Source organism: Aestuariivirga sp., assembly GCF_046294715.1.
GTDB lineage: Bacteria > Pseudomonadota > Alphaproteobacteria > Rhizobiales > Aestuariivirgaceae > Aestuariivirga.
Genome location: NZ_JBKBKI010000013.1, coordinates 44,506 through 69,772, shown reverse-complemented (window position 1 = coordinate 69,772; position 25,267 = coordinate 44,506). Strand labels below are relative to the sequence as shown.

Below are 25,267 nucleotides of genomic sequence, written 5' to 3'. Positions count from 1 at the left end.
CCCTCACCGGGCCTTCCTCAGCGCTTCGCCGTCTGCCCGAAGAGAACCATGCGCTCTTCCTCCGTCACCGGCTTCGAGTAGGAAGGCCGGACGTTGGCGTAGACCTTGGCCACGGCGGGCCGCGCCTTGATCGTCTCGAACCAGCGCTTGAGGTTCGGGAAGTCGGCGAGGTCCTGGCCGTAGCGCTCGTGCGGCACGACCCAGGGATAGGAGGCGATATCGGCAATGGAATAGTCGCCGGCGAGGAAGGGACGGTCTGCCAGTCGGCCGTCCATGACGCCATAGAGGCGGTTCGTCTCCCTCACGTAGCGGTCTATCGCGTAGGGGATCTTCTCGCGCGCATAATGCACGAAATGGCCGTTCTGCCCGGACATGGGGCCGAGACCCGCCACCTGCCAGAACAGCCACTGCAGCACCTCGGCCCTTCCGCGGAGGTCCTGCGGGAGGAAGAGGCCCGTCTTTTCGGCCAGATAGAGCAGGATGGCGCCGGACTCGAAGAGCGAAACGGGCTTGCCGCCATCGGCCGGGGCCGTGTCGACGATGGCCGGGATGCGGTTGTTGGGCGAAATCGCCAGGAACTCCGGCCGGAACTGCTCGCCCTTGCCGATATTCACCGGGTGCAGGTTGTAGGCGAGGCCCGCTTCCTCGAGGAAAATCGTGATCTTGTGCCCGTTGGGAGTGGGCCAGTGATAAAGCTCGATCATGACGGCTCCGCTTTTCCGTAACAACGATCCTCACAGTTATGTGGCGCAGCGGATCCTTTCAACCCGCCGCCCAATCCGGACGCGCATGGCCCGCCCCCGAAAAAGAATGGCCGGGTCAAGCCCGGCCATGTGCAAAACGTGAAAAGAGGACCGCGGGTTCACTCCGCCGCTTCGACCATGCCCTCGTCGTCGGTCCTGGGCCGCGAGGCCATTTCCTTCTTGATCTCCTCGGCGACGAGGAAGGAGAGCTCCAGCGCCTGGGCAGCGTTGAGGCGGGGATCGCAGAAGGTGTGATAGCGGTCGTTCAGGTCTTCGTCGCGGAGCGCCCTGAGGCCGCCGGTGCACTCGGTCACGTCCTTGCCGGTCATCTCGACATGGATGCCGCCGGCGTGAGTTCCCTCCGCCTGGTGAACGCCCATGAAGCGGCGCACCTCGGAGAGCACCGCCTCGAAGGGGCGCGTCTTGTATCCCGAGGTCGACTTGATGGTGTTGCCGTGCATCGGGTCGCAGGACCAGACCACCACCTTGCCCTCGCGCTTCACCGCCCGGATGAGCTCAGGCAGGTGCTTTTCCACCTTGTCCGCGCCGAAGCGGGCGATGAGGGTGAGGCGGCCCGGCTCGTTCTCCGGGTTGAGCGCGTCGATCAGCCGGACGAGCTCGTCGGCCTTCAGCGAGGGGCCGCATTTGAGGCCGATCGGGTTCTTGATGCCGCGCATGAATTCGACATGCGCATGGTCCGGCTGGCGGGTGCGGTCGCCGATCCACAGCATGTGGCCCGAAGTGGCGTACCAGTCGCCGGAGGTGGAATCGACACGGGTGAGCGCCTCCTCGTAGCCCAAGAGAAGCGCCTCGTGGCTGGTGAAGAAATCGGTGGTGCGAAGCTGCGGCGCGGTATCGGCATTGATGCCGCAGGCGCGCATGAAGCCGACCGCCTCGGTGATGCGGTCCGAGATCTCCTGGTAGCGCTCGTAGGCGGGGGAATCCTTCAGGAAGTCCAGCGTCCATTTATGGACGTGCTCGAGATTGGCATAGCCGCCCTGGGCGAAGGCGCGCAGAAGGTTCAGGGTGGCCGCCGACTGCCGGTAGGCCATGATCTGGCGCTCGGGGTCCGGCCGGCGGGCCTCGATCGTGGTCTCCGCGCCGTTCACGATGTCGCCCCGGTAGATGGGGAGCTCGATGCCGTTCACCGTTTCGGTGGGCGATGAGCGCGGCTTGGCGAACTGGCCGGCGATGCGGCCCACCTTCACCACCGGCTGTCCGCCGGCGAAGGTCAGGACGACCGACATTTGCAGGAAGACGCGGAAGAAGTCGCGGATGTTGTCGGCGGAATGCTCGGCGAAGCTCTCGGCGCAGTCGCCGCCCTGCAGAAGGAAGCCCTTGCCTTCAGCCACGCGGGCGAGCTTGCGCTTCAGCTTGCGCGCCTCGCCTGCGAAAACCAGCGGCGGGAAGCCGGCGAGCTGCTCTTCAACGGACTTCAGCTTCGCCTTGTCGTCATAATCGGGCACCTGCACCACCGGGAATTGCCGCCAGCTGTCAGGTGTCCAGTTAATGCTCATCGATCCTACTCCGCCGGGGTGCGATCTAGCCCCCGCCCCTTCTGTTAGCACAGGTTTCGGGCGGTCCTATACACGGCTTGGGGAGATGATTCCAGTCTGAGGGGCAATCTCAAGAAAGCCTTAACGCCGGCCTGCAATCATTCTCACGCCTCTGGGAGAACGAAACGGACAGCCATGCTGGAGTTGATTTACAGGGCGAGATGGGACCAGGCCTACCTGTTTCTGGCCTCGGGAGAGCCGTCCCTGGCGGTGAAGCTGTTCGCGCTCAACGCCTTCTTCCTGGTGCTCTATGCAATCCGCAAGGTGAGTACTCAGAAAACGATTACCATGCGCGGATTGGTACAGCTTCACCTGCTGATCTTCCTGGCCAACTGCGTGGTGCTGTTCCAGTACGACATCCAGCGGCTGACCAACCCCCTCATTCTCCGGATCTGACGAGGGCGTCGAAGGCCGCCTCGGCGGTCTTGAACGGCACCTGGCGGAGCACGTTCCAATAGCGAAGGCTGGAGAGCGGGATGGGATCTCCGGTTGCAGCGCAGCGAACGAACTCCCCCTCCAGTATGATCTGGAAATCGGCATCGAGGTAGCGGAGCTTGGCTTCGCGGGCCTCGGGGCGCGTCGGGTCGAGAATGTTCATGGCCGGAAGACTACTCCTCCAAGCGGGCGAAATGAAGATGCCCGAGATTGGACTTGGCGCGGACTTTCCGTGTAGATTCGCGGCATGACAAATGAACAGCTCCTGGATTCCTATGCGAAGCTCGCCGTCAGGTCGGGCCTCAACCTGCAGCGCGGCCAGCAATTGCTGATTTCGGCGCCACTCGATGCGGTGCCGCTGGTGCGGCGCATCACCGAACATGCCTACCGGGCGGGTGCAAGCCTCGTCACCACCGTCTATGCCGACGACGCCGCCACGCTGGCGCGCTATGCGCATGCGCCGGACGAAGCCTTCGACGTTGCTCCGGCCTGGCTGTTCAACGGCATGGCGGAGGCCTTTCGGGGCGGGGCGGCGCGGCTCGCCATCGCCGGGGAGGACCCTTCGCTGCTGGCAGGCCAGGATCCGAAGAAGCTGGCGCGCGCCAACAAGGCCCGCTCACTCGCCTACCGTCCGGCACTCGAACTCATCACCGGCTTTGCCATCAACTGGTGCGTGATCGCGGCGGCGACGCCCGCCTGGGCCCGCTCCGTGTTTCCAGGGCTGCCGGAGGCGGAGGCGGTCGAGCGGCTGTGGCGGGCCATCTTCGCCTGCACCAAGGCCGACCTGCCGGACCCCGTCGCCGCGTGGGAGGCGCACAACGCCGAGCTTCACCGGCGCACCGAGTTCCTCAATGACCGGCGATACAGGGCGCTGAAATACATGGGCCCCGGGACCGACCTGACCCTGGGCCTCGCCGAGGATCATTACTGGAAGGGCGGCGGCGGCCGGGCGCTGAACGGGGTGTTCTGCAACGCCAACATCCCCACGGAAGAGGTGTTCACCGCGCCTCACAAGGACATGGTGGAGGGCACGGTGCGCTCCTCGAAGCCGCTCTCCTACCAGGGATCGCTGATCGACGGCATCCGCGTGCGCTTCGAGCGCGGGCGCATCGTGGAGATGACGGCGGAGAAGGGCGAGGACGCCTTCCGCAGCCTGATCTCGACGGACGAGGGCGCGGCACGTCTCGGCGAAGTGGCACTCGTGCCGCATTCCTCCCCCATCTCGAAGAGCGGCATCATCTTCAACAACACGCTGTTCGACGAGAACGCCGCCAGCCACATCGCCGTGGGCCAGTCCTATACGGAAAACATCCGCGACGGTTCGAAGCGCTCGCGCGAAGAGCTTGCCGCCCTGGGCGCGAACTCGAGCCTCGTCCATGTCGACTGGATGATCGGATCGGCGGAGCTCGACGTCGACGGCATCCTGCCCGACGGCACGCCCGAGCCGCTGATGCGCAAGGGCGAGTGGGCGATCTGAGAAGATCGGTCGCGCCTCAGGCGCGGGCCAGAATCTGCTTCACATAGCGGCCGACGAGGATCGAGGCGGGATAGGCCAGTTGCTCCTCGGCCTGGGCATGCAGCTTCAGGCGCTTCGCGAAGGCCTCCAATTCTGGCTTCGCCTCCTTGCGCGCCGCCGCGATGAGCGCATCGAGCGCGGCGGTGATGGCGCGGTGCTCGGCCATCATCTTGGGCATCTCGGCCTCGAGCCGGTCGGTCATCTTCAGCACATCCGCCATGTCCGGCGTGACCGCGCCACTGGCGAGGCTCTGAAGAAGGCCGAGCGGCGGCATGGCGAACTCCTCCTCACCGACGAAATGTCCATGCAGAACGCGGGCGAGCGCCTTTGCGGCCTCACCAGTGTCACCACCCGCCTTCGTGGCCTTCACCAGATCGGCATGAAGCTCGTCGTGTTCGGCCTTCATGGCGGCGGGGATCTCAAATTTCATGGCTCCCTCCGTGCTCGACGTGTTTGATTGGTCTACACGAGAGATTGTGTTCACGTTGGCGCATATCAAGAGCGGCGGAACGCCTCACAGCAGGCGGCCCTGCTTCGGGCTGTCCTCCCTCACCTGCACCTCGCCATCGGCGAATTCGAGGCGGAGCGGCTGCCACGGCTTCACGGACGCTGCCGCGTGGACGGGCTGGCCGCTCTCGTTCCGCACCAGGGCGAAGCCGCGGCGCAGCACCGACTTGTAGGAGAGGGAGTCGGCGAGCTTCGCCACCCCGTCGAAGCGCTGGCGGCTGAAGGCGACGAGGCGCGTCAAGGCCTGAGCGGCGCGCCGGCCCGAGAGATCGAGTGAGCGGCGCTCGTTGGCGATGACGGCGCGGAGCGGCGCCAGGGAGAGCCGCGGCGCCACTCGGTTTAGACGCGCGCCGTGATCGCGGGTGTTGGCCTTCAGCGCCTGGACGAGTCGGCCGCTTGCTGAATCGAAGCGCTGGCGGACCAGCGCCAGGAGCTCGTCCGGGCGCGGCAGCGCGCGGGAGGCGGATTTGACGCGGGTGTGGCGATCGTCCATGCAGCGGCGGAGGCCGCCCTGCGCGCGGGCGTCGAGGCGGGCGAGATCTGCCATGAGGTCCGCCCTCACGGGCACGGCCATTTCGGCGGCGGCCGTCGGGGTGGGCGCGCGGAGATCTGCCGCGTGGTCGATGAGCGTCGTATCCGTCTCGTGGCCAACGGCCGAGATGACGGGAATAGCGCTCGCCGCCGCGGCCCTGACCACGGCCTCCTCGTTGAAGCCCCAGAGATCCTCGAGCGAACCGCCGCCGCGGGCCACGATGATGACGTCGGGCTTCCGTGCCATGGCGTTGAAGCCGGCGATGGCGGCGGCGACCTCGGCCGCGCAGGTGTCGCCCTGGACTCGAACCGGCCAGACCATCACATGGCGCGGGAAACGGTCGTTCAGGCGGTGGAGAATATCGCGGATCACGGCACCAGTCGGCGAGGTGACGACGCCGATCAGTTTCGGCAGGTAGGGAATGGGACGCTTGCGGGCCGGGTCGAACAGACCCTCGGCCGCGAGCCTCCTCTTACGCTCCTCGAGCAAGGCCATCAGCGCGCCCGCACCGGCCGGCTCGATGTTCTCGACGATGATCTGGTAGTTGGACTTCATCGGGTAGGAGGTGATCTTGCCGGTGGCGATCACCTCGAGCCCCTCCTGCAGCTTGGTGCGCAACCTGCCGAAGCTGCCGCGCCAGATCACCGCGTCGAGCCTGGCGGCCTCGTCCTTGATGCAGAAATAGCAGTGACCGGAGGCGGAGGGACCCTTGAAGCCCGAAATCTCGCCCCGCACGCGGACATGGCCGAAGCGGTCCTCCAGCGTGCGCTTGAGGGCACTGGCGATCTCGGAAACGGAGTATTCGCCGAGATTGGCCTTGGCCTCCTCGATGATCTCGCCCGTTTCCGGGTCATGGTCCCAGATGTTGGACATGGGAAAAATCCGCGCTTTGATTCCACGGCATCAAATGCGAGAAGGCGGGCGAAAGCAAGGAATGGCCTTGAAGGTGCCGTCATGAACATTCTCCTCATCGGATCCGGCGGACGCGAGCACGCGCTGGCCTGGGCCATCGGCGCAAGCGCACTCTGCGACAAGCTCTTCGTCGCCCCGGGGAACCCCGGAACGGACCAGATCGCCCGCAACGTGGACGTGAAGGTGACCGACCACGCGGCGGTGATCGCGTTTTGCCGGGCCGAGACCATCGGGCTCGTGGTGGTGGGGCCGGAGGCGCCGCTCGTGGCGGGGCTGGCAGACGATCTCGCGGCCGCCGGGATCAAGTGCTTCGGGCCCAGGAAATTTCCAGCCCAGCTCGAGGGCTCCAAGGGCTTCACCAAGGACATCTGCGCCAGGCACGGCATTCCGACCGCGGCCTATGGGCGGTTCACCGACAGGTTGGCTGCCCTGGCCTATCTCGACTCCCGTGGCGCGCCCATCGTCGTCAAGGCAGACGGCCTCGCCTCGGGCAAGGGCGTCACGGTCGCCATGGACATCGAGACGGCGCGGGCGGCGGTCGAGGACATCTTCTCCGGCAAGTTCGGCGGGGCGGAATGCGTGATCGAGGAGTTCCTCGAGGGCGAGGAGGCGAGCTTCTTCGTGCTGACGGACGGCCGGAATGCCCTGCCGCTCGCCACCGCACAGGACCACAAGCGCGTCGGCGAGGGCGACAGCGGGCCAAACACCGGGGGCATGGGCGCCTACTCCCCTGCCCCCTGCATGACGCCAGCGCTCTGCGAGGAGGCGCTCGAGAAGATCGTGAAGCCGACGATCCGCGCCCTTGCGGAGCTGGGGCAGCCTTACGTGGGCGTGCTCTATGCCGGGCTGATCCTGACGAAGGGCGGTCCCAAGCTCATCGAATACAATTGCCGCTTCGGCGACCCGGAGGCCCAGGTGCTGATGATGCGGCTGAAGGACGATCTCGTCCCGCTGCTCCTCGCCTGCTGCGACGGTACGCTCGACAAGGTGACGGCGCGCTGGCTCGACGACGTGGCGCTGACCGTCGTCATCTGCGCCAGGGGCTATCCGGGTGAACCGCATAAGGGGAGCGAAATCCGCGGTCTCGAAGGCGCATCCGCCATGGAAGGCGTCGAGATCTTCCACGCCGGCACGGCGCTCAAGAACGGCGCGATCGTGGCCAATGGCGGGCGCGTGCTGAACGTGACCGCCCGCGGCGCCAGCGTCAGGGAAGCACAGGAGCGCGCCTATGCCGCCGTCGACCGCATCGACTGGCCGGAAGGATTCTGCCGCCGCGACATCGGCTGGCGAGCGCTCGAGCGGGAGGCGACGCGATGATCCGCCATGTCGTGCTCTGCCGCTTCCGCAAGGACCAGGACGTCGCGGCAATCTTCAAGGCGCTGACGCAACTGCAGGACAGGATTCCGGGCATCCTCGCCATCAGCAGCGGCGCGGACAACTCGCCCGAAGGGCTGCAGAAGGGCTTCAGCCACGGCTTCACCGTAGACTTCATCGATGCCGCGGCGCGCGACGCCTATCTCCCCCATCCGGAGCACCAGGCGGTGGGCAAGATGATCGTGGAAGCGCTCGAAGGCGGGCTCGAGGGGTTGGCAGTCCTCGATTGGGAGATGTAGTCTCTCTTCATGGGCAATCTCTTCCCCGGCACCGTGGAGCATCGCCAGAAGATTGCGGGCGTCGAGATATTCGCGCGGATCGGCGGCTCCGGCCCTCCCCTCCTGCTCGTTCACGGCTTCCCGCAGACCCACGCGATGTGGCACCGGATCGCACCGGAACTGATGCGGCACTTCACATGCGTGATGCCGGACCTTCGCGGCTATGGCTATTCTGGCTGCCCGCCCAACGATGCTGGAAACGAAGCCTATTCCAAACGGGCGATGGCCAATGACCTGGCCGGGCTGATGCAGGCGCTGGGCCATGCGCGCTTTGCCGTCGCCGGGCACGACCGCGGGGCGCGCGTCGGCTATCGCATGGCGCTGGACCACCCCCAGGCCGTGACTTCTCTCACGGTGCTCGACATCGTTCCGACCCATGCGATGTGGCACAATTTCACGGTGAAGCTGGCGATGAAGACCTATCATTGGCTCTTCCTCGCGCAGCCGCACCCCCTGCCCGAGATGCTGATCGAGCAAAACCCGGTGGGCTACCTGGATTACACCCTCGCCAGCTGGACCAAATCGAAGGATCTCTCAGCCTTCAGCGAGGAGGCGCTGGCCGAGTATCGCCTGCATTATGCGACGCCCGATCACATCCACGCCACCTGCAACGATTACCGCGCTGGCGCCACTGCCGACCTGGCGGCGGACGAGGCAGACCGCAAGGCAGGCCGGAGGATCGGCTGCCCCACGCTTGCCCTCTGGGGCAATGCCGGAATTCCGGGCGAGACGGATGGGCCGCTCGATACATGGCGGGAATGGTGCACGAGCGTCGAGGGCCGTGAGATCGAGTCCGGCCACTTCCTGGCGGAGGAAAACCCGGAAGAAACCCTTGCCGCCCTGCTGCCCTTCCTGAGGTCGCATGCGGCTTGACCGGCAGCAGGCCTTTTCCGGCACCACGGCGGCGGACATCGACTCCGCGGTGCTGGAGGATTATCTCGCCCGTCATCTCCCGGGCTACGCGGGGCCGTTGAGCCTGGAGCGCTTCAAGGGCGGGCAGTCGAACCCTACCTACCGCCTCACGACGCCGGAGAAATCCTACGTGCTGCGGCGAAAGCCCTTCGGCAAGCTGCTGCCCTCGGCCCATGCCATCGAGCGCGAATTCCGGGTGACGAGTGCGCTGGCGGGTGGCGGCTTCCCCGTGGCCCGGCCGCTCCACCTCTGCGGCCAGGACAGCGTGATCGGAGCACCCTTCTACGTCATGGAACATGCCGCGGGCCGGGTGTTCTGGGAGCCGCATGCGCTTGGGGTTCCCGGAGAGGAAAGGGCCGCCCTGTTCGACTCCCTCAACTCCACGATTGCCAGGCTGCACGGGTTCGACCCCGAGGCGCTCGGCCTAGCCGATTTCGGCAAGCCGCAAGGTTATGTGGCGCGCCAGATCCGGCGCTGGAGCGAGCAGTATCGCGCCTCGGAGACCGAGAGGATCGCGGAGATGGACCGGCTCATCGCCTGGCTGCCGGGAGCCTGCCCGGCGGACTCCGGCGCCGCCATCGTTCATGGCGACTTCCGGCTCGACAATTGCATCGTCCACCCCTCGGAACCGCGCGTCATCGCCGTGCTTGACTGGGAGCTTTCGACCATCGGCGACCCGCTGGCCGATTTCACCTATCACCTGATGCAGTGGTTCATGCCGGTCTCGGAAACGGGGGCCGGTGTGGGCTCGCTCCTCGGCCATGAAAACGACCCGGGCGTTCCTGCCATCGCGGACTACATCGCGGATTACTGCCGGCGCACCGGCCGGAGCGGCATTCCCGACCTCGCGATCTACATGGCCTACAACTTTTTCCGCCTCGCCGCCATCCTGCAGGGCATACTGGGCCGGGTGCGCGACGGCACGGCGGCCAATGCCGATGCGACGGCGATGGCGAAGCAGGTGCGACCGCTGGCGGAGACTGCCTGGCGCTTCGCCACGGAGGCCGGCGCATGAGCACGCCCACGATCGGGTTGGCGCTGGGGGGCGGCAGTGCCCGGGGCCTCGCCCACATTCCCATGCTCGAGGTTTTCGACGAGCTGGGGCTCAAGCCCTCGGTGATCGCCGGCTGCTCGATCGGCGCGCTGGTCGGCTCGGCCTATGCCGGGGGGATGAGTGCGGCCGAAATCCGCGCCCGGGCGGAGATGCTGCTGGCCAACCGGCTCACCGCGATGCGCTATGCCTTCGGAGAGAAGCGCGTCTCGCCCTTCGAGCTGGTGGCCATGAAGGGCCTCGCCTCGCTGCATTTCCAGGGCGAGACGCTGGCCGGCCTCGTGCTGCCCGAGACGCTGCCCAAGCTCATCGAGGACCTGCAGATCCCCTTCAAGGTGATCGCCACCGACTTCGACATGATGGAGGAGCGGGTGATCGAGTCTGGCTCTCTCGTCAAGGCGATCGCGGCTTCGATCGCCATTCCGGGCGTGATCCTGGGGCCGCAGTACGACGGGCATACCTATGTCGACGGCGGCGTCAGCAACCCCGTGCCCTTCGACCACGTGCGGCAGGGCATGGACATCGTGGTGGCGGTGGACGTGACGGGGCGGCCGCGGGCCGCCAATGGCGCGAGCCGCTCCAACATGGAGCTCGCCGTGGGCTCGCTCTTCATCCTGTTCCACCAGGTGGCGGGACTCAGGCGGGCCATGAATCCGCCGGACATCTACATCCGGCCGGCCATCGACTCGTTCTGGGGCGGAGACTTCTTCCGCATCAAGGAGGTGCTGGAACTCGCCACCACGGCCAAGGACCAGCTGAAGCGGGAGCTCGAAAAGCGAATCAATGCGCTAGGTTAGCGGCGGGCCTTGAAGAATTCCCTGAGGAGCGTCCTGGCCTTGTCCTCGCCGATGCCGCTGTAGACGTCGGGCGCGTGGTGGCAGGTCGCCTGCGCGAAGAAACGGCTGCCATGCTCGACGGCGCCCATCTTCTCGTCACCCGCCCCGAAATAGAGGCGGCGGATGCGGGCGAAGGAGATGGCGGCGGCGCACATGGCGCAAGGTTCGAGCGTCACGTAGAGATCGCAGGCAACCAACCTTTCGGAGCCAAGGATCCTCGCCGCGTCGCGGATGGCCAGCAGCTCGGCATGGGCGGTAGGGTCCTTCAGTTCGAGAGTGCGGTTGCCGGCGTGGGCAATGACGTTTCCCGCCTTGTCGGCGACCACAGCACCCACGGGCACTTCGCCCCGGCGGGCAGCCGCCTCGGCCTCCTCGAAGGCAATGCGCATTGGCTCTGGCAGTTTCATCCGCATTCTGCCAGATGAGGCAAGCAGGGGTTTCTGGTCAAGATGCGGATCGTCGGGGGAAAATTCAAAGGCCACAGCATTGCGCCGCCGCAGGGATCGTCCACCCGGCCGACGACGGACCGGGTGCGGGAATCGGTTTTCAACATCCTGGTCCATGGCATAGAGGGACTCTCGCTCGAAGGTGCCCGCGTGCTCGACCTCTTCGCGGGGACGGGGGCGATGGGCCTCGAGGCCATCTCGCGCGGCGCGCGGTTCTGCCAGTTCGTGGAGGAGAGCGCGGAAGCCAGGGGGCTGATCCGCAGGAACGCGGACGCGCTGGGGGTGATCGGCCTCGTCAAGATCTGGCGGCGCGATGCCACCAATCTCGGACCCTGCGCGCCGCAACCCGGTTTCGACCTCGTGTTCGCCGATCCGCCCTACGGCAAGGGGCTGGGCGAAAAGGCTCTCCTGTCGCTGGTTTCGGGCCAGTGGCTCAACCCCGGCGCCATCGTGGTGCTGGAGGAGGCCCAGAAGGCGGAGGTTTCCGCCATTGCCGGGCTGACGCTCATCGACGAGCGCGGCTATGGCGACACCACGATCCGCTTCTACCGTCAGGGGGATACATGAAGATCCGCAAGCTCGAAACGTTCTGCAACGAGTTCGTGGGGTTCGTGCGGGTGACCGCGGACACGGGCGACCAGGGCTGGGGCCAGGTCTCCACCTACAATGCCGACATCACCTGCGAGATCTTCCACCGCCAGGTGGCGCGCCACGCGCTGGGCACCGATGCGCTGGATTTCGCCGGCACCCTCGAGATCATCAACGAGCGCGAGCACAAGTATCCGGGCTCCTACCTCAGGCGCGCCACGACGGGGCTGGACACAGCACTGCTGGACCTCAGGGGCAAGCTGGAGGGAAAGCCGGTGACGGCGCTCCTCGGCGGGACCCCCGGCAAGCTCCGGGCCTATGCTTCCTCGATGAAGCGCGACATCACGCCGAAGGACGAAGCAAAGCGGCTCTGCCGCCTTCGCGACGAGAAGGGATTCGACGCCTTCAAGTGGCGGGTGGGTGCGGAATGCGGGCGCGACAGGGATGAATGGCCGGGCCGCACGGAGGAAATCGTGCCCACCGTCTCGCGCGCCCTGGGCAACGGCGTCGCCAAGCTGGTCGATGCCAATTCCTGCTATTCGCCAAAACGCGCCATCGAGGTGGGGCGCCTCCTCGAGGCGGAGGGCATCGGCCACTTCGAGGAGCCCTGCCCCTACTGGGAATTCGCCCAGACGAAACAGGTGGCGGATGCGCTGTCGATCGACGTCACCGGCGGCGAGCAGGACTGCGAGTTCACCGCCTGGGAGACGATGATCGGCATGCGCGCGGTGGATGTGGTGCAGCCCGACGTGATGTACATGGGGGGTATGCTGCGCACGCTCCGCGTCTGCCAAATGGCGGAAAAGGCCGGGCTTCCGGTGACGCCGCATGCGGCGAACCTTTCGCTCGTCACCATGTGCACGATGCATCTGCTCCGCGCCATTCCGAATGCCGGGAAATATCTCGAGTTCTCGATCGAGGAGGAGGATTACTACCCGTGGCAGTATGGCCTGTTCCGGGGCGATCCCTACCGCATCTCAGAGGGCAGGGCCGAGGTGACGGATGCCCCGGGCTGGGGTGTCGAGATCGATCCGGCCTGGCTGGAGAGGGCGCAGTACAAGGTGAGCGAGGCGGGCTAATCGCGCCACCGGGCGGCTAGCGCCTTCCGAACAGCTTCTCGATGTCGGCGAGCTTCAGCTCGATGAAGGTGGGGCGGCCGTGGTTGCACTGGCCGGAGTTGGGGGTAGCCTCCATCTCGCGCAGCAGGGCGTTCATTTCCTCCGGGCGGAGCTTGCGGCCGGAGCGCACCGAGTGGTGGCAGGCCATGGTGGCCAGCACGTGGTTGATGCGCTCCTCGAGGCTGGTCGAAACGCCGAGTTCAGACAGCTCGTCCGCCACGTCGCGAAGGATGCCGGCGATGTCGGCTCGTCCGATGGCGGCGGGCACCTCGCGCACGATGACGGCGCCCTCGCCGAAGGGCTCGACCACAAGGCCCCCTTGCGCCAGCACTTCCGCGGCGGCCGCGATGCGCTCGACCTGCACGGGGTCGAGGTCGACCACCTCGGGCACCAGGAGCGGCTGGGTTTCAACGCCGCGCTTGTTGCGTTCGCGCTTCAGACGCTCAGAGACGGGGCGCTCGTGCGCGGCGTGCTGGTCGACCAGCACGAAGCCGTCTCTCGTCTGCGCGAGGATGTAGTTGTCGTGGAGCTGGGCGCGGGCCTGGCCAAGCGGATAATCGGGGAGCGGCGCCTCGCCGGGCGCAGGCATTGGCGCGGGCGGCAGGTTCATGCCGAAGGCGGCCTGCGCTTCCGCCAGGCTCGGCCGGAACGCCGATTGCGGCATGACCGGCCGGAAACTCGATACGGTCTGCCGCGCCAGACCGGTATCGGGCGCGCGCCGGCGGCCCAGCGCCTCCCGGATGGCGCTGACGATGACGCCGCGCACCAGGCCTGGGTCGCGGAAGCGGACCTCGGCCTTGGCGGGATGGACGTTCACGTCCACCCGGTCCGGAGGGCAATCGAGGAACAGCACGAGGGCGGGATAGCGGCCTGCCGGCATCAGGTCCGCGTAGGCGCCGCGGATGGCGCCGGCGATGAGCTTGTCCCGCACGCTGCGGCCGTTGACGAACATGTATTGCTGGGCAGTCGTGTTGCGCGAGAAGGTTGGAAGCCCGGCATGGCCGTGGACTCGCACCCCTTCGCGCGCCAGTTCGAAGGGAACGGCATTCTCCATGAATTCCGCGCCCATGATGCGGCGAATGCGCGTCTCCTCGCTTTCGCCCCTGGGAACATCGAGGAGGCGGCGCTCTTCGGTGGCGAAGGAGAAGCCGGTCTCCGGATGGGCGAGCGCCATGCGGCGGACCACCTCGGCGGCTTCGGCCGTTTCGGTGCGGTCCGCCTTCAGGAACTTGAGCCGGGCGGGTGTCGCGAAGAACAGGTCCTTCACCTCGATCTCGGTGCCCTGGCTGAGGGCGGCGGGGCGTGGCGGCACGAGTGAGCCGCCCTCGACGGCGATCACATGGGCATCGCCACCGCCGCGCGGTCTTGACAGGATTGCAAGCCGGCTCACCGCGCCGATCGAGGGCAGAGCCTCGCCTCGAAAACCGAGGAAGCGGATGTCGATCAGGTCGTCGTCCGCAAGCTTCGAGGTGGCGTGACGCTCGACGGCCAGGGCGAGGTCTTCGAGGCCCATGCCGATGCCATCGTCCGAGACGCGGATCAAGCTCTTGCCCCCGCCCCGGAAGGCGACGTCGATCTGGCGGGCGCCGGCGTCTATGGCGTTCTCAACGAGTTCCTTGACGACGCTCGCCGGCCGCTCGATCACTTCGCCCGCGGCGATGCGGTTGACGGTTCCCTCTGAAAGGCGGCGGATTCGCATGGCGGGAGATTAGCGCCCCCGTGCGGCGGAGGGAAACAGGAGAAGGCGCCAGGTGAATATCCGGGCCGTCGGCGTCGGGGAGCTGGCTGGCCCTCGATTTACTGGTTGTGTTCAGCTGCAGCCACGCTCTGTTGCCAGATGGCTGGAAAGCTCGAGGGCGACTGAACGGAATGGATCAGTGCCTCGTAAATTGATCAGCACAGCGCGTGCCTCGACCGCATCTTCGGAGGACAAGACCATGTCTTCGGCCGAAACTCACGTCATCACCATTCTCGCCGCCGATCATCGCGAGATGATGCAATTGATCGATGCCATCCGGCAAAGTTCCGATCCGTCCAGTGCGCGTGACCTTGCCGATACGCTTATCGCGGAGATCATGCGCCATGCCGTGGCCGAGGAGATGTATGTCTACCCCGCGATCGAGGATCACGTGCCCGAGGGTGAAGAGGAAGTCGCCCACGAAGAGGAGGAGCACGGTGAGATCGTGAGAGTGATGAAGGAGATCGAACGCGCTGATGTTGCCAGCACGCAGTTCATGCAGCTCATCGCCAGGCTGGAGGAACACCTTCGGCATCATGCTCGCGACGCGGAGGATGAGCAGTTTCCAAAACTTCGCGCGCATGTTCCTGGCGAGCGATTGCCGCGCGGTTCGCCTCGAGCGCGTCGCGCAGTTCGCCGATGTCCCGGGGTGTCGCGTGCTTGGCGGCATGGCGCACGAGAGCCGCCTCGACGAACACCCGCATGCCGACCAGGTTCTGGCCGCCCGGCGCTGGCAATCATGAACTTCCTGGCCAAACAGTTCGATAGATACTGCAAGAGAAACGATGCGCCGCAGTGCTGCTCTGCAGCTGGCCAAGAATACTTTCGTGCAGAAGTGAAACAATCGGCCCGGATCTGAGTTCAGAATGAGGTTCCCGTGGCACAATCGCCGTCCCTGCCACGTGACCTTGCTCGGCGAGTGCTCCAAGCACTCGCCGGGCTTTTGTCACGAGCGCTCACTGGGCCTAAGCGCTGCGTTCGGGGGTGCTGGGAGAAACGGCGGCGGCTACCGGATTACCGGGGCCGCCTGTCCCAAATGGCGCTCCCGCATGCCTTCGCCACCTCCTCGCTGATGGCGCGCTCGAGCTCTTCCTCGGATGTCGAAGGGAAGGCATCTTGCAGTTCCCGTACGAGGGCGTAGACGTCCACGGCCACGCCGTCCCGCACGCTGCGGGAAATGTGCTGGAGGATCGGAATTCGGTCGTTCTTCATGATCGCCCGGCCAGCTGCTGACGGCTGTCTAAGCGCAGCCCCATGGGTCGCATACATCGCAGCGGGCGACCATTCCAGATTCCGTTCGGTGCCGTACGTTCACCGCCGGCACGAGGTCGCTGGCGGAACCCACGGGCACGCTGGCAGTTCTGCGCCTATCGGCTGCAGTTGGCCAGGGCGCAGCCGGCTGAGAGATCACGGTGATACTCCCGCCCCGGAAAGCGAGGAGTTTCATGGCTTTCGATCCACACCGGTACTCGACAAACGGTCTGCTTGCGGCGATCCCGCCGAGCGACCTGGAGAACCTCGCTCCGCAGCTGGAACTCGTCGAAGTGACAATCCGCGACAGGATCGGTGAACCGGGGCAGACCACGGAATTCTGCTACCTTCCGCTCAGCGGCCTGTTCTCAACCGTCGCCATGTTCGAACGCGACAACAGTGTGGAGGCCGGGCTGGTCGGGCGGGAGGGATGTGTGGGCGTGTGGATCGCCCTGTTGTCGGATCGCAGCCCCTTCCTGCTGATCTCGCAGGCATCCGGCCGCGCCTTGCGCCTTCCCGCGCCGCAATTCCGGCACGCATGCGAGACGATGCCGCCCTTTCGCTCCGCCGTACTGCGCTTCGCCCACACCTTCATGGTCCAAATGGCGAGCACCGTCCTGGCCAACAGTTCGTACACGATCGAAGAGCGCCTCGCGCGCTGGATCCTGATGTGTCACGATCGGCTCGACGTCTTCAGTTTTTCGATGACCCATGATTTCATGGCGCTGATGCTGGCGGTGCGGCGCCCCAGCGTGACCGAGGCCGTACACGCGCTGGAGAGCAGGCATCTGGTCCGTGCCACCCGCGGCAACATGCAGGTCCTGGACCGCCATGGCCTCGAGGCGCTTGCCGGCGCATCCTACGGACATGCCGAAGATGAGTATCGCAGGCTTATCGCTCCAGCGGAACTGAACTGAATACGGGAAGCGAGGGGAGCAGAAGATTCTTCGGCTGTGCGCCGGGAACTTGGCTCAAATGCCGTCATTCCCTCAAGAGGACGGTCACGCGACTGACCTGCCGTTGCCGGAGACCCTGCAGATCATCTCTGCAGGGTCTTTCCTCTTCCTGGCGACTGGAAGCTCGTGCGGTGCGAAACCACCGGCCTGGTTGGAGATGCCACCGCGTTTCCATGCGTCACCTCATCGCGGTCTCTGCTGCACCCGGTGCGGCTGGGTTCTGGAATGCAACGCCTGCAGGCCTATTCTGTTCAGGTTCGAGCTCGGTTCCCGTGGCACTCCCTGCGCGCCGAAGTGGAACGCTCCGCCCGATGATGAGTTCTCCACCCATGCATGGTGCCGTTGTAAGCCTCCTTGCCGCCGAGCGAATGCCGGAGGGACCTGCGCTTGAGAGGGTGCGGCTCGCCACCACCATGGGCGATATCGAATGCCGTTTCCGCGCCGCAGGAGGCGATGCGGCCGTGCTGTGGGTCTTCGGCGCAGATGGCGGGTTCGGGGGGCCTGCAGGTGGGCTCTACAGCCGGTTGGGCGAGCGGCTGCAAAAGCGTGGTGTAGCCTCCCTGGAGCTCGACTATCGTCGGCCCGGTCAACTCACGAACTGCGTGATGGACGTCCTCACGGGTCTCCGCTGGCTGGAGGAAGAGGGCAAGCGGCGTGTCGTGCTCGTAGGGCACTCCTTCGGAGGCGCGGTGGTGATCTCGGCAGGAGCAGTGTCACCATCCGTCTTAGCGGTTGCGGCCCTGAGCAGCCAGTTTGCTGGGGCCAGCGCGGTAGCCCAACTCTCACCCCGACCGCTTCTCCTCATCCACGGGGAGGCAGACGAAGTGCTGCCGCCCGCCTGCTCGGAGGAGCTTTACGGATGCGCGGGACAACCGAGGCAGATCATTCTCTACCCGCGTTGCCGGCACGGCCTGGACGAGTGCAGGGATGAACTCGATCGGGATCTCGACAGCTGGCTCGGAGAAGCGCTCGGCCTCATCACATGACCTCCTTCAATGTGAACCAGATCGCAATCGCCTCAGAGCTGCTTCCTGCTTCCCAAGAGAGGGAAGGAAGGCGGCCTAGTTTATGCCCTTGGGCTGACCCACGACCGTGACGATCAGCCTGTCCGGGTGAAGCAGGCGCCTGGCCTGCGCTTTCACCTGCTCCAGCGTCACCGCCTCGATCATGGCGTTGCGCTTCTCGACGTAGTCGATGCCGAGATCCTGCTGCTGAAGGCCCAGGAGTTGGTTCGCGATCCGAGCATTGCTCGAGAAGCGCAGCGCGTAGGAGCCGGTAAGATAGGTCTTGGCTTCGTCGAGCTCGGCCTGGGTGGGCCCCTCCTCCGCCATCCTGGCCAGCACCTCGCGGGTTACGGCCAGCGCCTCCGCCGCCGTCTCGTTGCCCGTCTGCAGCATGCCGGTATAGAGGCCCACGCGCTGCATGGGCGACAGCCCGAAGCCCACGCCATAGGTGAGGCCACGCTTCTCGCGAATCTCCTCCGAAAGGCGCGAGCTGAGGCCGCCGCCGCCCAGGATTTCAGACATGACGTAGGCGGGGATGAAATCCTTATCCTCGCGCAGTATGCCCTCATGGCCGAAAACGATCACGCTCTGCGGCATGTCATGCGGGATGACGCGCAGCTTGGGCCCCTGCGCGGGCGCGGCGGGCGGAAGGGGCTTGCCTCCCGATGCCGAGGGGAGGCCACCGAAGACCTTGTCCAGCAGCGGCCCCAGTTCGGCGGCAGTGATGTCGCCCACCACGGCCACCTGCAGCGTGGCGCGATTGAAAATGCGGCGGTGGGCGGCGCGGAGGTCCTCCGCCGTCATGGCGCTCATCGTCGCCTCGGTGCCCTCCCCATCGCGCGCGTAGGTGTCGCCCGGCAGCATCTCGCCCATCCAGGCGCGCCAGGCGATGGTTTGCGGGTCCTGTTCCTTCTCGCGCACATTGAGCAGGAATTGCTGGCGCACGCGTTCGAGCGGCTCCGCGTCGAAGCGGGGCGAAGTGACGGCAAGGCGCAGCAGTTCGAGCGAGGCCTCCCGGTTGCGGGTCAGCGTCTGGAAGCTGCCTTCGAAGAAATCCTTTCCGGCATCGAAGGACATGCGGAAGGAGAGCTCCTCCCGCCTTCTCTGGAAATCCCGCGAGAGGATGTCGCCGGCACCCTCGTCCATCATGCCGGTCAGGAACTCGGCGACGCCCTCCTTGCCGGGCGGGTCCTCGGCACTGCCACTCCGGAAGGAGAAGTTCATTGCCAAAAGCGGAATGGCCTTCTCCTCGACGAGCCAGGCCGTGATACCGCCGGGGCTCCTGACTTCCTGGATGGCGAAGGCCTGTGCCGCCGCGGAGAACACGACGGCGAAGACCGTGGCGAAGACGATTCTGTGGAGGACATGCAGCATGACGGGCCCGTTCCTCACTGGACGGTGGCTTCGGGCAGGAGAATGCCCGTGACGGACGCCCGGCGCTCCAGCACCTTTCGCGCCGCCTGGTTCACGTCCTCCACCGTAACCTGGTTGATGTCCCGCTCCCAGTTCAGGACGTCTTCGATGGTCTGCCCCGTGGTGAGTGCGGAGCCGAACATGCGGGCGAGGGCGTCCTGCGAGTCGAGCAGGTAGACGGCGCCCGCCACTACGCTGTTGCGGCTGCGGTCGAGCTCTTCCTGGGTGATGCCCTCCGCGATGACGTCGTCGAGGATCTCGTCGACGGCCTTTTCCACCGCCTCGACCGTGACGCCGCCGTTGGGCGCAGCATAGATGCCGAAGCTGCCGTGATCGAGATTATCGCCGTTGAACCACGCGCCGGTATAGGCGGCGAGCTTCTTCTCCAGCGCCAGCGCCTGGTGCAGCCGGCTCTCGCTGCCGCCGCCGACGACGTCCGCAAGGAGCGACAGCGCCAGCTCCTCGCGTTGCGGCAGATCGCGGGCAGACGCCGTGAGATATTCGCGCTGCCAGCTGGGCGAGCTCGCCCGGGCGTCCCGCATGATGACGCGGCGCTCGGCGTTTGGCGGCGGCTCGGGTGTGCGGCGGCGTTCCGCCACCGGACGCCTGTTCTGCAGCGGGCCGTAGTGACGCTCGGCCAGCGTCCTCACCTCTTCCGGCGTGACGTCGCCTGCCACGATCAGGATGGCGTTGCCGGGCTCGTAATGTGCGGCGTAGAAGTCGAGCGCGTCCTGCCGGGTGAGCTGGGCCACTTCCGACATCCAGCCGATCACCGGCTTTCCATAGGGGTGGGCGAGATAGAGCGCGGCATCGAGCTGTTCGGCGAGGAGCCCCCGAGGTTCGTTCTCGGTGCGCTCGCGGCGCTCCTCCTGGACGACGGCACGCTCGGGAAGCACGTTCTCGTCGGTGAGGACGAGATTCTGCATGCGGTCGGCCTCGAGCTCCATGACCAGCGGAAGTCTGTCCTTCATCACCCGCTGGAAATAGGCGGTGTAATCCTGTGAAGTGAAAGCGTTTTCATCGCCACCATTGGCCCTGACAATGCGGGTGAAGGCGCCGTCCGGATATTTCGGCGTGCCCTTGAACATCAAGTGCTCGAGCAAGTGCGCGATGCCGGCCTTTCCCTGCGGCTCATCGGCGGCACCCACCTTGTACCAGACCATGTGGGTGACCACGGGCGCGCGGTGGTCGGGAATGACGACCACCTGCATGCCGTTGCCGAGAGTGAAGGAGGTAACATCGATATCGAGCGCACGCGCCGGCGCCGCAGCGGCCAGCAGTGCGACGACAAGGGGCATCAATCGCTTGAACAGGGTCATGACCATCCTTCCGGCGGTGCGGGGAAGCGGGCGCCAGACGGCAGCGCCGGCAGCTATTCGTCCTTGAAGATGTTGCCGATATTGAACACGGTGCCGTAGTTCGGGTTCTTCGCCTTCTTCTGGGCGAGGTAATACTCCTGGAGCTCGCGGCGGAGCTCGGCATCCGACTTCTTCGTTCCATCGGCCTTGTAAACCGAGATTCCGGCGCGGGTATAGACGTCGTCTGCCGCGGTGTTGCTACCGGCCGCCGGAGCCGCGGGAGCGGCCGTCTTGGCGGCGGATGCCTCCTCGGACGGGGGTGCAGTGAGGGCGGCGGTCGAAGTGGTCGCTGCCACGGCCCCTGGATCGGGTGCTGGCGCGGTGGTGCCGGGCGGCGGCAGGCGGAGATCCGGCGGCATGCTCAAGTCCTGGCGGATCGCCGCCGACTGGGGTGGCGTTTCCTTCTCCAGATAATCACGCATCGCGCTTCCGCAGCCCGTCAGGCCGATCGCCATGAGACCGAGCAACGCTGAAACTACGGCAGGCTTCATCCAGACACCCTTATTGCAATCCGCACCTGTTAGTGCCGCCGGAATCAGGCTTTTCCACGGCGTTCGGCCGCTTCGCCCATGAACACAGCCTCATACATCAGCAGCGCCACGCCGGCAACGATGGCGACATCGGCGAGGTTGAAGACATACCAGCTAAACCCTTGATAATGAAAGTGAAAGAAGTCGGCCACGGCACCGCGCAGCGCCCGGTCCAAGGCATTGGCCAGAGCACCGCCGATGACGAGGCCCAGGGCAGCGGCGGTGAAGGCCCGCTCCGCCCGGCAGGCCCAGAGCCAAAGCACGGCCGAGATGGCGAGACTCATCGCGATCAGGACTTCCTGTGTGTGGGTGGTGAAGAGGCCGTAGGACACGCCCCTGTTCCACACCATCACGAGGTCAAAGAAGGAGGTGACCCGCACCGGAGACCTCTCGGCGATGCCGAATACCTCGATCATCCACCATTTGTGCGCCTGGTCGATGCCGAAGACGAGCGAAGCGAGGCCGAGGGCAAGAGGCGCCAGCGGGCTCCAGAGCCTGACCTTCATCAGACGGTCTTGCCGAATCGCGTCTGCCACTCGCGGACGGCTTCGGCATCGCGAGGCGTGATATCCGGGAATTCCGGATCGCTGCCCACATCGGGCGTGATCTTCCACGACCTGGCGCACTTTCGGCCCTCGGCCGGCCGGAACACGACTGCCACTCCCCTCACGGAATCCAGTCGGAAAGCATCGGCCGGACCTTCGCCTTCGATCAGCGTGGCACCCGAGGTGATGGAGATTTCGGCGAGATCGACACCGTCCAGCGCGGCGAGGAGTTCCGGATCGGAGACATGGACCTCGGGCGCCGCTTCCAGGGCCGAGCCGATGGTCTTCTTCACCTGCCGCTCGATTTCGAGGGCGCCGGTGATCACCGAGCGCACGTCGCGGATCTTGTCCCACTTGGCGGCCAGCTCAGGTGCGGCCCATTCCTCCGGGCATCTTGCGAACTGCATCAGGTGCACGGAGGAGCCTTCGCCCGGGAAACGAGCGAGCCACACCTCGTCCATGGTGAAGGCGAGGACCGGCGCCCACCATGTAGTGAGGCAGTGGAAGAGCTGGTCCATCACGGTGCGGCAAGCGCGGCGGCGCAGGCTCGACCACGCGTCGCAATAGAGCGAGTCCTTCCGGATGTCGAAATAGAAGGCGGAGAGATCGACCGTCATGAAGTTGGTGAGGAGCGCGAAGAGCCGCTTGTAGTCGAACACCTCATAGGCCTGGCGCACCTGGCTCTCGAGCGCGTGCAGGCGGTGCAGGATGTAGCGCTCGAGCTCCGGCATCTCCGTCGCCTGCACGAACTCCCAGTCATGGAGGCCATCCACGGCGCCGAGGATGTAGCGCATGGTGTTGCGGAGCTTGCGATAGGCTTCGACGTTGGTCTTGAGGATTTCCGGGCCGAGGCGCAAGTCCTCGGCATAGTCGGCGGAGGCCACCCAGAGGCGCAGGATGTCCGCACCCGATTGCCTGATCACGTCCTGCGGGGTGACGATGTTGCCCAGCGACTTCGACATCTTGCGGCCGTCCTCGGCCACCACGAAGCCGTGCGTCAGCACCGCGTCATACGGCGCCCTGCCCCGCGTGCCGCAGGATTCCAGAAGGGAGGAGTGGAACCATCCGCGATGCTGGTCCGAGCCTTCGAGATAGAGGTCGGCCGGCCATTTGAGGTCCGGCCGCTGCTCGAGGCAGAAGGCGTGCGTCGAGCCCGAGTCGAACCAGACGTCGAGGATGTCCCTCACCTGTTCCCACTCGAGAATCGAATAGTCGTTGCCGAGGAAGCGCTGGGCGGCGCCTTCGTCGAACCACGCATCGGCCCCCTCCGCGGTGAAGGCCTCGACGATGCGGGCGTTAACCTCCGGATCGTTCAGGATCTCCCCCGTTTCGCGGTTGACGAAGACGGCGATCGGGACGCCCCAGGCGCGCTGGCGCGAGATCACCCAGTCCGGCCGCTGCTCGATCATGGCGCGCAGCCGGTTCTGGCCTGCCGCGGGGAAGAACCGCGTCCCGTCGATCGCCTTCAGGGCGATGTCGCGCAGGCCGTGGCTCGACATCGAGATGAACCATTGCGGCGTATTGCGGAAGATGATGGGCTTCTTCGAGCGCCATGAATGCGGATACTGGTGCTTCAGGCGGCCACGCGCGATGAGGGCGCCCGGTGGAACCAACTCGTTGATCACCGCACCGTTGGCATCACCCTTTTCACCCTTATCAGTAATCACGCGCCTTCCCGTGAGGCCGGGCGCGTCCTTGGTGAAGAACCCATCTGCATCAACTGTGAAGGGAATCGCCGTAGAGATGCCCTTGTCCTTCAAGTAAGACTCACTAGCTACCCAAATGTTGTAGTCATCCGCACCATGCCCCGGTGCCGTGTGTACGAAGCCTGTACCAGTGTCATCTGTGACGTGATCACCGTTGAGCAATGGCACTTTGAAATCATAACCCAGATGAAAGAGCGGATGACCACAGATCATGCCCAAAGGATTCACGTCTCCAAGACGCACAAACCCTTCGACTTTGGCAGCAGTCATCACTTCTTCAGCAAGGCGATCAGCGAGAACGTAACAATCACCGACCTTGGCCCAATTACCTTCTGGTGCTGCTGTTACCTCATACAGACCGTACGATATCTTGGATGAGAAGCTGATGGCGCGATTACCTGGAATTGTCCAAGGTGTGGTGGTCCAGATAACAACACTCGCCGACTGAAGTCTTGCGACGAAGTCGACGCTACTGGAGCCGACCGGCGTACGCTGATAAGAATTCACACCGATTTCTTGGATCGGGAACTTCACCCAGATCATGTCGGACTGATAGTCCTGGTATTCGACCTCGGCTTCGGCGAGCGCCGTCTTCTCCACCACCGACCACATGACGGGCTTCGAGCCGCGGTAGAGCTGGCCGGAAGCGGCGAATTTCAGCAACTCCGCGGCGATCAGCGCCTCGGCGCGGAAGTTCATGGTGAGATAGGGATTGTCCCAGTCGCCTGTGACGCCGAGGCGCTTGAACTCCTCGCGCTGCACATCGATCCAGTGTTCGGCGAAGGCGCGGCATTCCTTGCGGAAGTCGTTGATCGGCACGTCGTCCTTGTTGCGGCCCTTCTCACGGTACTGTTCCTCGATCTTCCATTCGATGGGAAGCCCGTGGCAGTCCCATCCCGGCACATAGTTCGAGTCGAAGCCCTGCATCTGACGGGAGCGGGTCACGATGTCCTTCAGGATCTTGTTCAGCGCGTGGCCGATGTGAAGGTGCCCGTTGGCGTAAGGCGGACCGTCATGCAGCACGTATTTCGGGCGGCCGGCGCTCTGCCGGCGCAAGCTTCCGTAGAGGTCCATCGCCTCCCAGCGCTTCAGAAGCTCGGGCTCCTTCTGCGGCAGCCCGGCCTTCATGGCGAAGGAGGTCTTGGGCAGGAACACTGTGTCGCGGTAGCGGTCGGTCTTCTGCGGCTTGTCGTCCATGGGCAGGCTCGGTCCAATCGGGTTTGGCGGGGCTTCTAGCAGGTTTTCCACGCCGATAAAGCCCGCCATTCCTACCCCGCAACCGAGCATGGCGTTTGCCCGGGCTGGCTGCCCGGCCCGATTTTGACTATGGATGCCGGGAAGAAGATTGCAGGAGGACCCCCGTGACCACGCTCCAGACCATTCCCGCCCGCCGCGGCAAGGCGGTGCGCCTCAACAAGGGCCAATCCGTGAAGGTGATCAACACCCACGGCAACCAGGTCGTCGATTTCTGGGCCTTCAATGCCGGCGACCTGAGGGAATACATGGGCATGGAGCATTGCCGCGCCTTCTGGACCCGGCTCTTCCCGGTGGAGGGCGACAAGATGATAACCAACCGCCGCCGTCCGATCCTCACCTTCACCAAGGACGCAAGCCCCGGCCGCCACGACACGCTGATCGCGCCTTGTGACAACGAGCGCTATGGCCTGCTCGGCTGCACCCATTATCACGATAATTGCCGCGACAACATGCATGCAGGGCTGGCGGAGCTCGGCTTCTGCATCCCCTACACGCCAGACTCGCTGAACCTGTTCATGAACATTCCCTGGAAGCAGGACGGCAGCCTGGAATGGGGCAATTGCCTGTGCAAGCCGGGTGACTACGTGGTGTTCCGCGCAGAGATGGATGCGATCGTGGTGTTCTCCGCCTGCCCCCAGGACATGCTGCCGATCAACAACGGCATCACGACCGAGGCGCATTTCGAGGTCCTTGACCAGTAGGGCA

The 25,267-nt window shown here is 65.4% G+C and carries 26 protein-coding genes and 1 pseudogene; 13 read left to right on the top strand and 14 right to left on the bottom strand.

Going from position 1 to position 25,267, the window contains the following annotated elements; translation table 11 throughout:
* Positions 1 to 17: 17 nt before the first annotated feature.
* Together ACK4HL_RS10925 and ACK4HL_RS10920 are read right to left on the bottom strand one after the other, a co-directional pair.
* Positions 18 to 704, bottom strand: a complete 687-nt coding sequence (locus tag ACK4HL_RS10925) for a glutathione binding-like protein (RefSeq protein ID WP_409760035.1) — start codon at positions 702 to 704, stop codon at positions 18 to 20.
* Positions 705 to 862: 158 nt separating this feature from the next.
* A complete protein-coding gene (locus tag ACK4HL_RS10920; RefSeq protein WP_409760032.1) occupies positions 863 to 2,260 on the bottom strand; it encodes a class II 3-deoxy-7-phosphoheptulonate synthase in 1,398 nt (465 codons plus the stop codon).
* Between the two features lie 174 nt (positions 2,261 to 2,434).
* Here ACK4HL_RS10920 and ACK4HL_RS10915 point away from each other — a divergent pair, with 174 nt between their 5' ends.
* Complete coding sequence (locus tag ACK4HL_RS10915) at positions 2,435 to 2,695, top strand: hypothetical protein (RefSeq protein WP_409760029.1); 261 nt, start codon at positions 2,435 to 2,437, stop codon at positions 2,693 to 2,695.
* Here the strand turns inward: ACK4HL_RS10915 and ACK4HL_RS10910 are convergent.
* Positions 2,679 to 2,897, bottom strand: coding sequence for a DUF2093 domain-containing protein (locus ACK4HL_RS10910; protein WP_409760027.1), 219 nt, complete (start codon positions 2,895 to 2,897; stop codon positions 2,679 to 2,681). The two genes, ACK4HL_RS10915 and ACK4HL_RS10910, sit on opposite strands and share 17 nt — an antisense overlap.
* 84 nt (positions 2,898 to 2,981) lie before the next feature.
* Between ACK4HL_RS10910 and ACK4HL_RS10905 the strand changes: the two genes are divergently transcribed.
* Entirely contained in the window at positions 2,982 to 4,211 is a 1,230-nt protein-coding gene (locus tag ACK4HL_RS10905; RefSeq protein WP_409760024.1) for an aminopeptidase, read from the top strand.
* Between the two features lie 16 nt (positions 4,212 to 4,227).
* Here the strand turns inward: ACK4HL_RS10905 and ACK4HL_RS10900 are convergent, their stop codons facing one another.
* Together ACK4HL_RS10900 and xseA are read right to left on the bottom strand one after the other, a co-directional pair.
* Positions 4,228 to 4,680: a hemerythrin domain-containing protein gene (locus tag ACK4HL_RS10900; RefSeq protein WP_409760021.1), complete on the bottom strand. Its 453-nt coding sequence runs from the start codon at positions 4,678 to 4,680 to the stop codon at positions 4,228 to 4,230.
* Between the two features lie 84 nt (positions 4,681 to 4,764).
* Positions 4,765 to 6,162: an exodeoxyribonuclease VII large subunit gene (gene xseA, locus ACK4HL_RS10895; protein ID WP_409760018.1), complete on the bottom strand. Its 1,398-nt coding sequence runs from the start codon at positions 6,160 to 6,162 to the stop codon at positions 4,765 to 4,767.
* Between the two features lie 81 nt (positions 6,163 to 6,243).
* On the opposite strand from xseA, the gene purD reads away from it, so the two are divergent.
* Genes purD through ACK4HL_RS10870 form a run of 5 tightly spaced genes read left to right on the top strand, consistent with a single transcriptional unit; the run spans position 6,244 to position 10,613 of the window.
* Positions 6,244 to 7,518, top strand: coding sequence for a phosphoribosylamine--glycine ligase (gene purD, locus ACK4HL_RS10890; protein WP_409760015.1), 1,275 nt, complete (start codon positions 6,244 to 6,246; stop codon positions 7,516 to 7,518).
* Complete coding sequence (locus ACK4HL_RS10885) at positions 7,515 to 7,814, top strand: Dabb family protein (RefSeq protein ID WP_409760012.1); 300 nt, start codon at positions 7,515 to 7,517, stop codon at positions 7,812 to 7,814. The genes purD and ACK4HL_RS10885 overlap by 4 nt, the downstream gene beginning before the upstream one ends.
* Positions 7,815 to 7,823: 9 nt before the next feature.
* Positions 7,824 to 8,726, top strand: coding sequence for an alpha/beta fold hydrolase (locus tag ACK4HL_RS10880; protein ID WP_409760009.1), 903 nt, complete (start codon positions 7,824 to 7,826; stop codon positions 8,724 to 8,726).
* Entirely contained in the window at positions 8,716 to 9,780 is a 1,065-nt protein-coding gene (locus ACK4HL_RS10875; RefSeq protein WP_409760006.1) for a phosphotransferase family protein, read from the top strand. Before ACK4HL_RS10880 ends, ACK4HL_RS10875 begins: the two co-directional genes overlap by 11 nt.
* Complete coding sequence (locus ACK4HL_RS10870; RefSeq protein WP_409760003.1) at positions 9,777 to 10,613, top strand: patatin-like phospholipase family protein; 837 nt, start codon at positions 9,777 to 9,779, stop codon at positions 10,611 to 10,613. Before ACK4HL_RS10875 ends, ACK4HL_RS10870 begins: the two co-directional genes overlap by 4 nt.
* Here ACK4HL_RS10870 and ACK4HL_RS10865 read toward each other — a convergent pair.
* A complete protein-coding gene (locus tag ACK4HL_RS10865) occupies positions 10,610 to 11,059 on the bottom strand; it encodes a nucleoside deaminase (RefSeq protein WP_409760000.1) in 450 nt (149 codons plus the stop codon). The genes ACK4HL_RS10870 and ACK4HL_RS10865 overlap by 4 nt on opposite strands.
* A gap of 42 nt (positions 11,060 to 11,101) precedes the next feature.
* On the opposite strand from ACK4HL_RS10865, the gene rsmD reads away from it, so the two are divergent.
* Both rsmD and ACK4HL_RS10855 read left to right on the top strand, forming a co-directional pair.
* Positions 11,102 to 11,665 (top strand): 16S rRNA (guanine(966)-N(2))-methyltransferase RsmD, encoded by a 564-nt coding sequence (gene rsmD / locus ACK4HL_RS10860; protein ID WP_409759997.1) that lies wholly within the window; start codon positions 11,102 to 11,104, stop codon positions 11,663 to 11,665.
* The gene (locus ACK4HL_RS10855) at positions 11,662 to 12,765 is read left to right on the top strand and encodes a mandelate racemase/muconate lactonizing enzyme family protein (RefSeq protein ID WP_409759994.1); all 1,104 of its coding nucleotides are present in this window, start codon (positions 11,662 to 11,664) and stop codon (positions 12,763 to 12,765) included. Before rsmD ends, ACK4HL_RS10855 begins: the two co-directional genes overlap by 4 nt.
* Before the next feature lie 16 nt (positions 12,766 to 12,781).
* On the opposite strand, the gene mutL is transcribed toward ACK4HL_RS10855, so the two are convergent.
* On the bottom strand, positions 12,782 to 14,503 hold the full coding sequence (gene mutL / locus ACK4HL_RS10850) for a DNA mismatch repair endonuclease MutL (RefSeq protein WP_409759991.1): 1,722 nt from the start codon (positions 14,501 to 14,503) through the stop codon (positions 12,782 to 12,784).
* Between the two features lie 238 nt (positions 14,504 to 14,741).
* Between mutL and ACK4HL_RS10845 the strand changes: the two are divergent.
* Positions 14,742 to 15,104: pseudogene (locus tag ACK4HL_RS10845) on the top strand (hemerythrin domain-containing protein); the annotation flags it as partial.
* Here ACK4HL_RS10845 and ACK4HL_RS10840 read toward each other — a convergent pair.
* Together ACK4HL_RS10840 and ACK4HL_RS10835 are read right to left on the bottom strand one after the other, a co-directional pair.
* A complete protein-coding gene (locus tag ACK4HL_RS10840) occupies positions 15,046 to 15,246 on the bottom strand; it encodes a hypothetical protein (RefSeq protein ID WP_409760108.1) in 201 nt (66 codons plus the stop codon). The pseudogene ACK4HL_RS10845 and the gene ACK4HL_RS10840 overlap by 59 nt on opposite strands.
* A gap of 310 nt (positions 15,247 to 15,556) precedes the next feature.
* Positions 15,557 to 15,754 carry a hypothetical protein gene (locus tag ACK4HL_RS10835; protein WP_409759988.1) on the bottom strand — a complete coding sequence of 66 codons (198 nt, stop codon included), beginning with the start codon at positions 15,752 to 15,754 and terminating at the stop codon, positions 15,557 to 15,559.
* 233 nt (positions 15,755 to 15,987) lie between these two features.
* On the opposite strand from ACK4HL_RS10835, the gene ACK4HL_RS10830 reads away from it, so the two are divergent.
* Both ACK4HL_RS10830 and ACK4HL_RS10825 read left to right on the top strand, forming a co-directional pair.
* The gene (locus ACK4HL_RS10830; protein ID WP_409759985.1) at positions 15,988 to 16,710 is read left to right on the top strand and encodes a Crp/Fnr family transcriptional regulator; all 723 of its coding nucleotides are present in this window, start codon (positions 15,988 to 15,990) and stop codon (positions 16,708 to 16,710) included.
* Positions 16,711 to 17,078: 368 nt separating this feature from the next.
* Complete coding sequence (locus tag ACK4HL_RS10825) at positions 17,079 to 17,735, top strand: alpha/beta hydrolase (protein ID WP_409759982.1); 657 nt, start codon at positions 17,079 to 17,081, stop codon at positions 17,733 to 17,735.
* Positions 17,736 to 17,810: 75 nt separating this feature from the next.
* Here the strand turns inward: ACK4HL_RS10825 and ACK4HL_RS10820 are convergent, their stop codons facing one another.
* Genes ACK4HL_RS10820 through ileS form a run of 5 tightly spaced genes read right to left on the bottom strand, consistent with a single transcriptional unit; the run spans position 17,811 to position 24,502 of the window.
* Positions 17,811 to 19,127, bottom strand: a complete 1,317-nt coding sequence (locus ACK4HL_RS10820) for a M16 family metallopeptidase (protein WP_409759979.1) — start codon at positions 19,125 to 19,127, stop codon at positions 17,811 to 17,813.
* A gap of 14 nt (positions 19,128 to 19,141) precedes the next feature.
* Positions 19,142 to 20,485: a M16 family metallopeptidase gene (locus ACK4HL_RS10815; protein ID WP_409759976.1), complete on the bottom strand. Its 1,344-nt coding sequence runs from the start codon at positions 20,483 to 20,485 to the stop codon at positions 19,142 to 19,144.
* Between the two features lie 53 nt (positions 20,486 to 20,538).
* Positions 20,539 to 21,015, bottom strand: coding sequence for a hypothetical protein (locus ACK4HL_RS10810; protein ID WP_409759973.1), 477 nt, complete (start codon positions 21,013 to 21,015; stop codon positions 20,539 to 20,541).
* A 44-nt stretch (positions 21,016 to 21,059) separates the two neighbouring features.
* Positions 21,060 to 21,560, bottom strand: coding sequence for a signal peptidase II (gene lspA / locus ACK4HL_RS10805; protein ID WP_409759970.1), 501 nt, complete (start codon positions 21,558 to 21,560; stop codon positions 21,060 to 21,062).
* On the bottom strand, positions 21,560 to 24,502 hold the full coding sequence (gene ileS, locus ACK4HL_RS10800; RefSeq protein ID WP_409760105.1) for an isoleucine--tRNA ligase: 2,943 nt from the start codon (positions 24,500 to 24,502) through the stop codon (positions 21,560 to 21,562). The genes lspA and ileS overlap by 1 nt, the downstream gene beginning before the upstream one ends.
* A 164-nt stretch (positions 24,503 to 24,666) precedes the next feature.
* Between ileS and ACK4HL_RS10795 the strand changes: the two genes are divergently transcribed.
* Positions 24,667 to 25,263, top strand: a complete 597-nt coding sequence (locus ACK4HL_RS10795; RefSeq protein ID WP_409759967.1) for a DUF1989 domain-containing protein — start codon at positions 24,667 to 24,669, stop codon at positions 25,261 to 25,263.
* The last annotated feature ends 4 nt before the right edge of the window (positions 25,264 to 25,267 follow it).

Excerpts from the sequence above, each read along its gene's own strand:
- ACK4HL_RS10815 (WP_409759976.1), bottom strand. The coding sequence starts at position 20,485 with ATGACCCTGTTCAAGCGATTGATGCCCCTTGTCGTCGCACTGCTGGCC.
- ACK4HL_RS10825 (WP_409759982.1), top strand. The coding sequence starts at position 17,079 with ATGCATGGTGCCGTTGTAAGCCTCCTTGCCGCCGAGCGAATGCCGGAG.
- mutL (WP_409759991.1), bottom strand. The coding sequence starts at position 14,503 with ATGCGAATCCGCCGCCTTTCAGAGGGAACCGTCAACCGCATCGCCGCG.
- ACK4HL_RS10870 (WP_409760003.1), top strand. The coding sequence starts at position 9,777 with ATGAGCACGCCCACGATCGGGTTGGCGCTGGGGGGCGGCAGTGCCCGG.
- ACK4HL_RS10835 (WP_409759988.1), bottom strand. The coding sequence starts at position 15,754 with ATGAAGAACGACCGAATTCCGATCCTCCAGCACATTTCCCGCAGCGTG.
- ACK4HL_RS10810 (WP_409759973.1), bottom strand. The coding sequence starts at position 21,015 with ATGAAGCCTGCCGTAGTTTCAGCGTTGCTCGGTCTCATGGCGATCGGC.
- ACK4HL_RS10865 (WP_409760000.1), bottom strand. The coding sequence starts at position 11,059 with ATGAAACTGCCAGAGCCAATGCGCATTGCCTTCGAGGAGGCCGAGGCG.
- ACK4HL_RS10920 (WP_409760032.1), bottom strand. The coding sequence starts at position 2,260 with ATGAGCATTAACTGGACACCTGACAGCTGGCGGCAATTCCCGGTGGTG.
- ACK4HL_RS10905 (WP_409760024.1), top strand. The coding sequence starts at position 2,982 with ATGACAAATGAACAGCTCCTGGATTCCTATGCGAAGCTCGCCGTCAGG.
- ACK4HL_RS10885 (WP_409760012.1), top strand. The coding sequence starts at position 7,515 with ATGATCCGCCATGTCGTGCTCTGCCGCTTCCGCAAGGACCAGGACGTC.
- lspA (WP_409759970.1), bottom strand. The coding sequence starts at position 21,560 with ATGAAGGTCAGGCTCTGGAGCCCGCTGGCGCCTCTTGCCCTCGGCCTC.
- xseA (WP_409760018.1), bottom strand. The coding sequence starts at position 6,162 with ATGTCCAACATCTGGGACCATGACCCGGAAACGGGCGAGATCATCGAG.
- ileS (WP_409760105.1), bottom strand. The coding sequence starts at position 24,502 with ATGGACGACAAGCCGCAGAAGACCGACCGCTACCGCGACACAGTGTTC.
- ACK4HL_RS10820 (WP_409759979.1), bottom strand. The coding sequence starts at position 19,127 with ATGCTGCATGTCCTCCACAGAATCGTCTTCGCCACGGTCTTCGCCGTC.
- ACK4HL_RS10915 (WP_409760029.1), top strand. The coding sequence starts at position 2,435 with ATGCTGGAGTTGATTTACAGGGCGAGATGGGACCAGGCCTACCTGTTT.
- rsmD (WP_409759997.1), top strand. The coding sequence starts at position 11,102 with ATGCGGATCGTCGGGGGAAAATTCAAAGGCCACAGCATTGCGCCGCCG.
- ACK4HL_RS10880 (WP_409760009.1), top strand. The coding sequence starts at position 7,824 with ATGGGCAATCTCTTCCCCGGCACCGTGGAGCATCGCCAGAAGATTGCG.
- ACK4HL_RS10900 (WP_409760021.1), bottom strand. The coding sequence starts at position 4,680 with ATGAAATTTGAGATCCCCGCCGCCATGAAGGCCGAACACGACGAGCTT.
- ACK4HL_RS10875 (WP_409760006.1), top strand. The coding sequence starts at position 8,716 with ATGCGGCTTGACCGGCAGCAGGCCTTTTCCGGCACCACGGCGGCGGAC.
- purD (WP_409760015.1), top strand. The coding sequence starts at position 6,244 with ATGAACATTCTCCTCATCGGATCCGGCGGACGCGAGCACGCGCTGGCC.
- ACK4HL_RS10840 (WP_409760108.1), bottom strand. The coding sequence starts at position 15,246 with ATGCGGGTGTTCGTCGAGGCGGCTCTCGTGCGCCATGCCGCCAAGCAC.
- ACK4HL_RS10910 (WP_409760027.1), bottom strand. The coding sequence starts at position 2,897 with ATGAACATTCTCGACCCGACGCGCCCCGAGGCCCGCGAAGCCAAGCTC.
- ACK4HL_RS10830 (WP_409759985.1), top strand. The coding sequence starts at position 15,988 with ATGGCTTTCGATCCACACCGGTACTCGACAAACGGTCTGCTTGCGGCG.
- ACK4HL_RS10925 (WP_409760035.1), bottom strand. The coding sequence starts at position 704 with ATGATCGAGCTTTATCACTGGCCCACTCCCAACGGGCACAAGATCACG.
- ACK4HL_RS10855 (WP_409759994.1), top strand. The coding sequence starts at position 11,662 with ATGAAGATCCGCAAGCTCGAAACGTTCTGCAACGAGTTCGTGGGGTTC.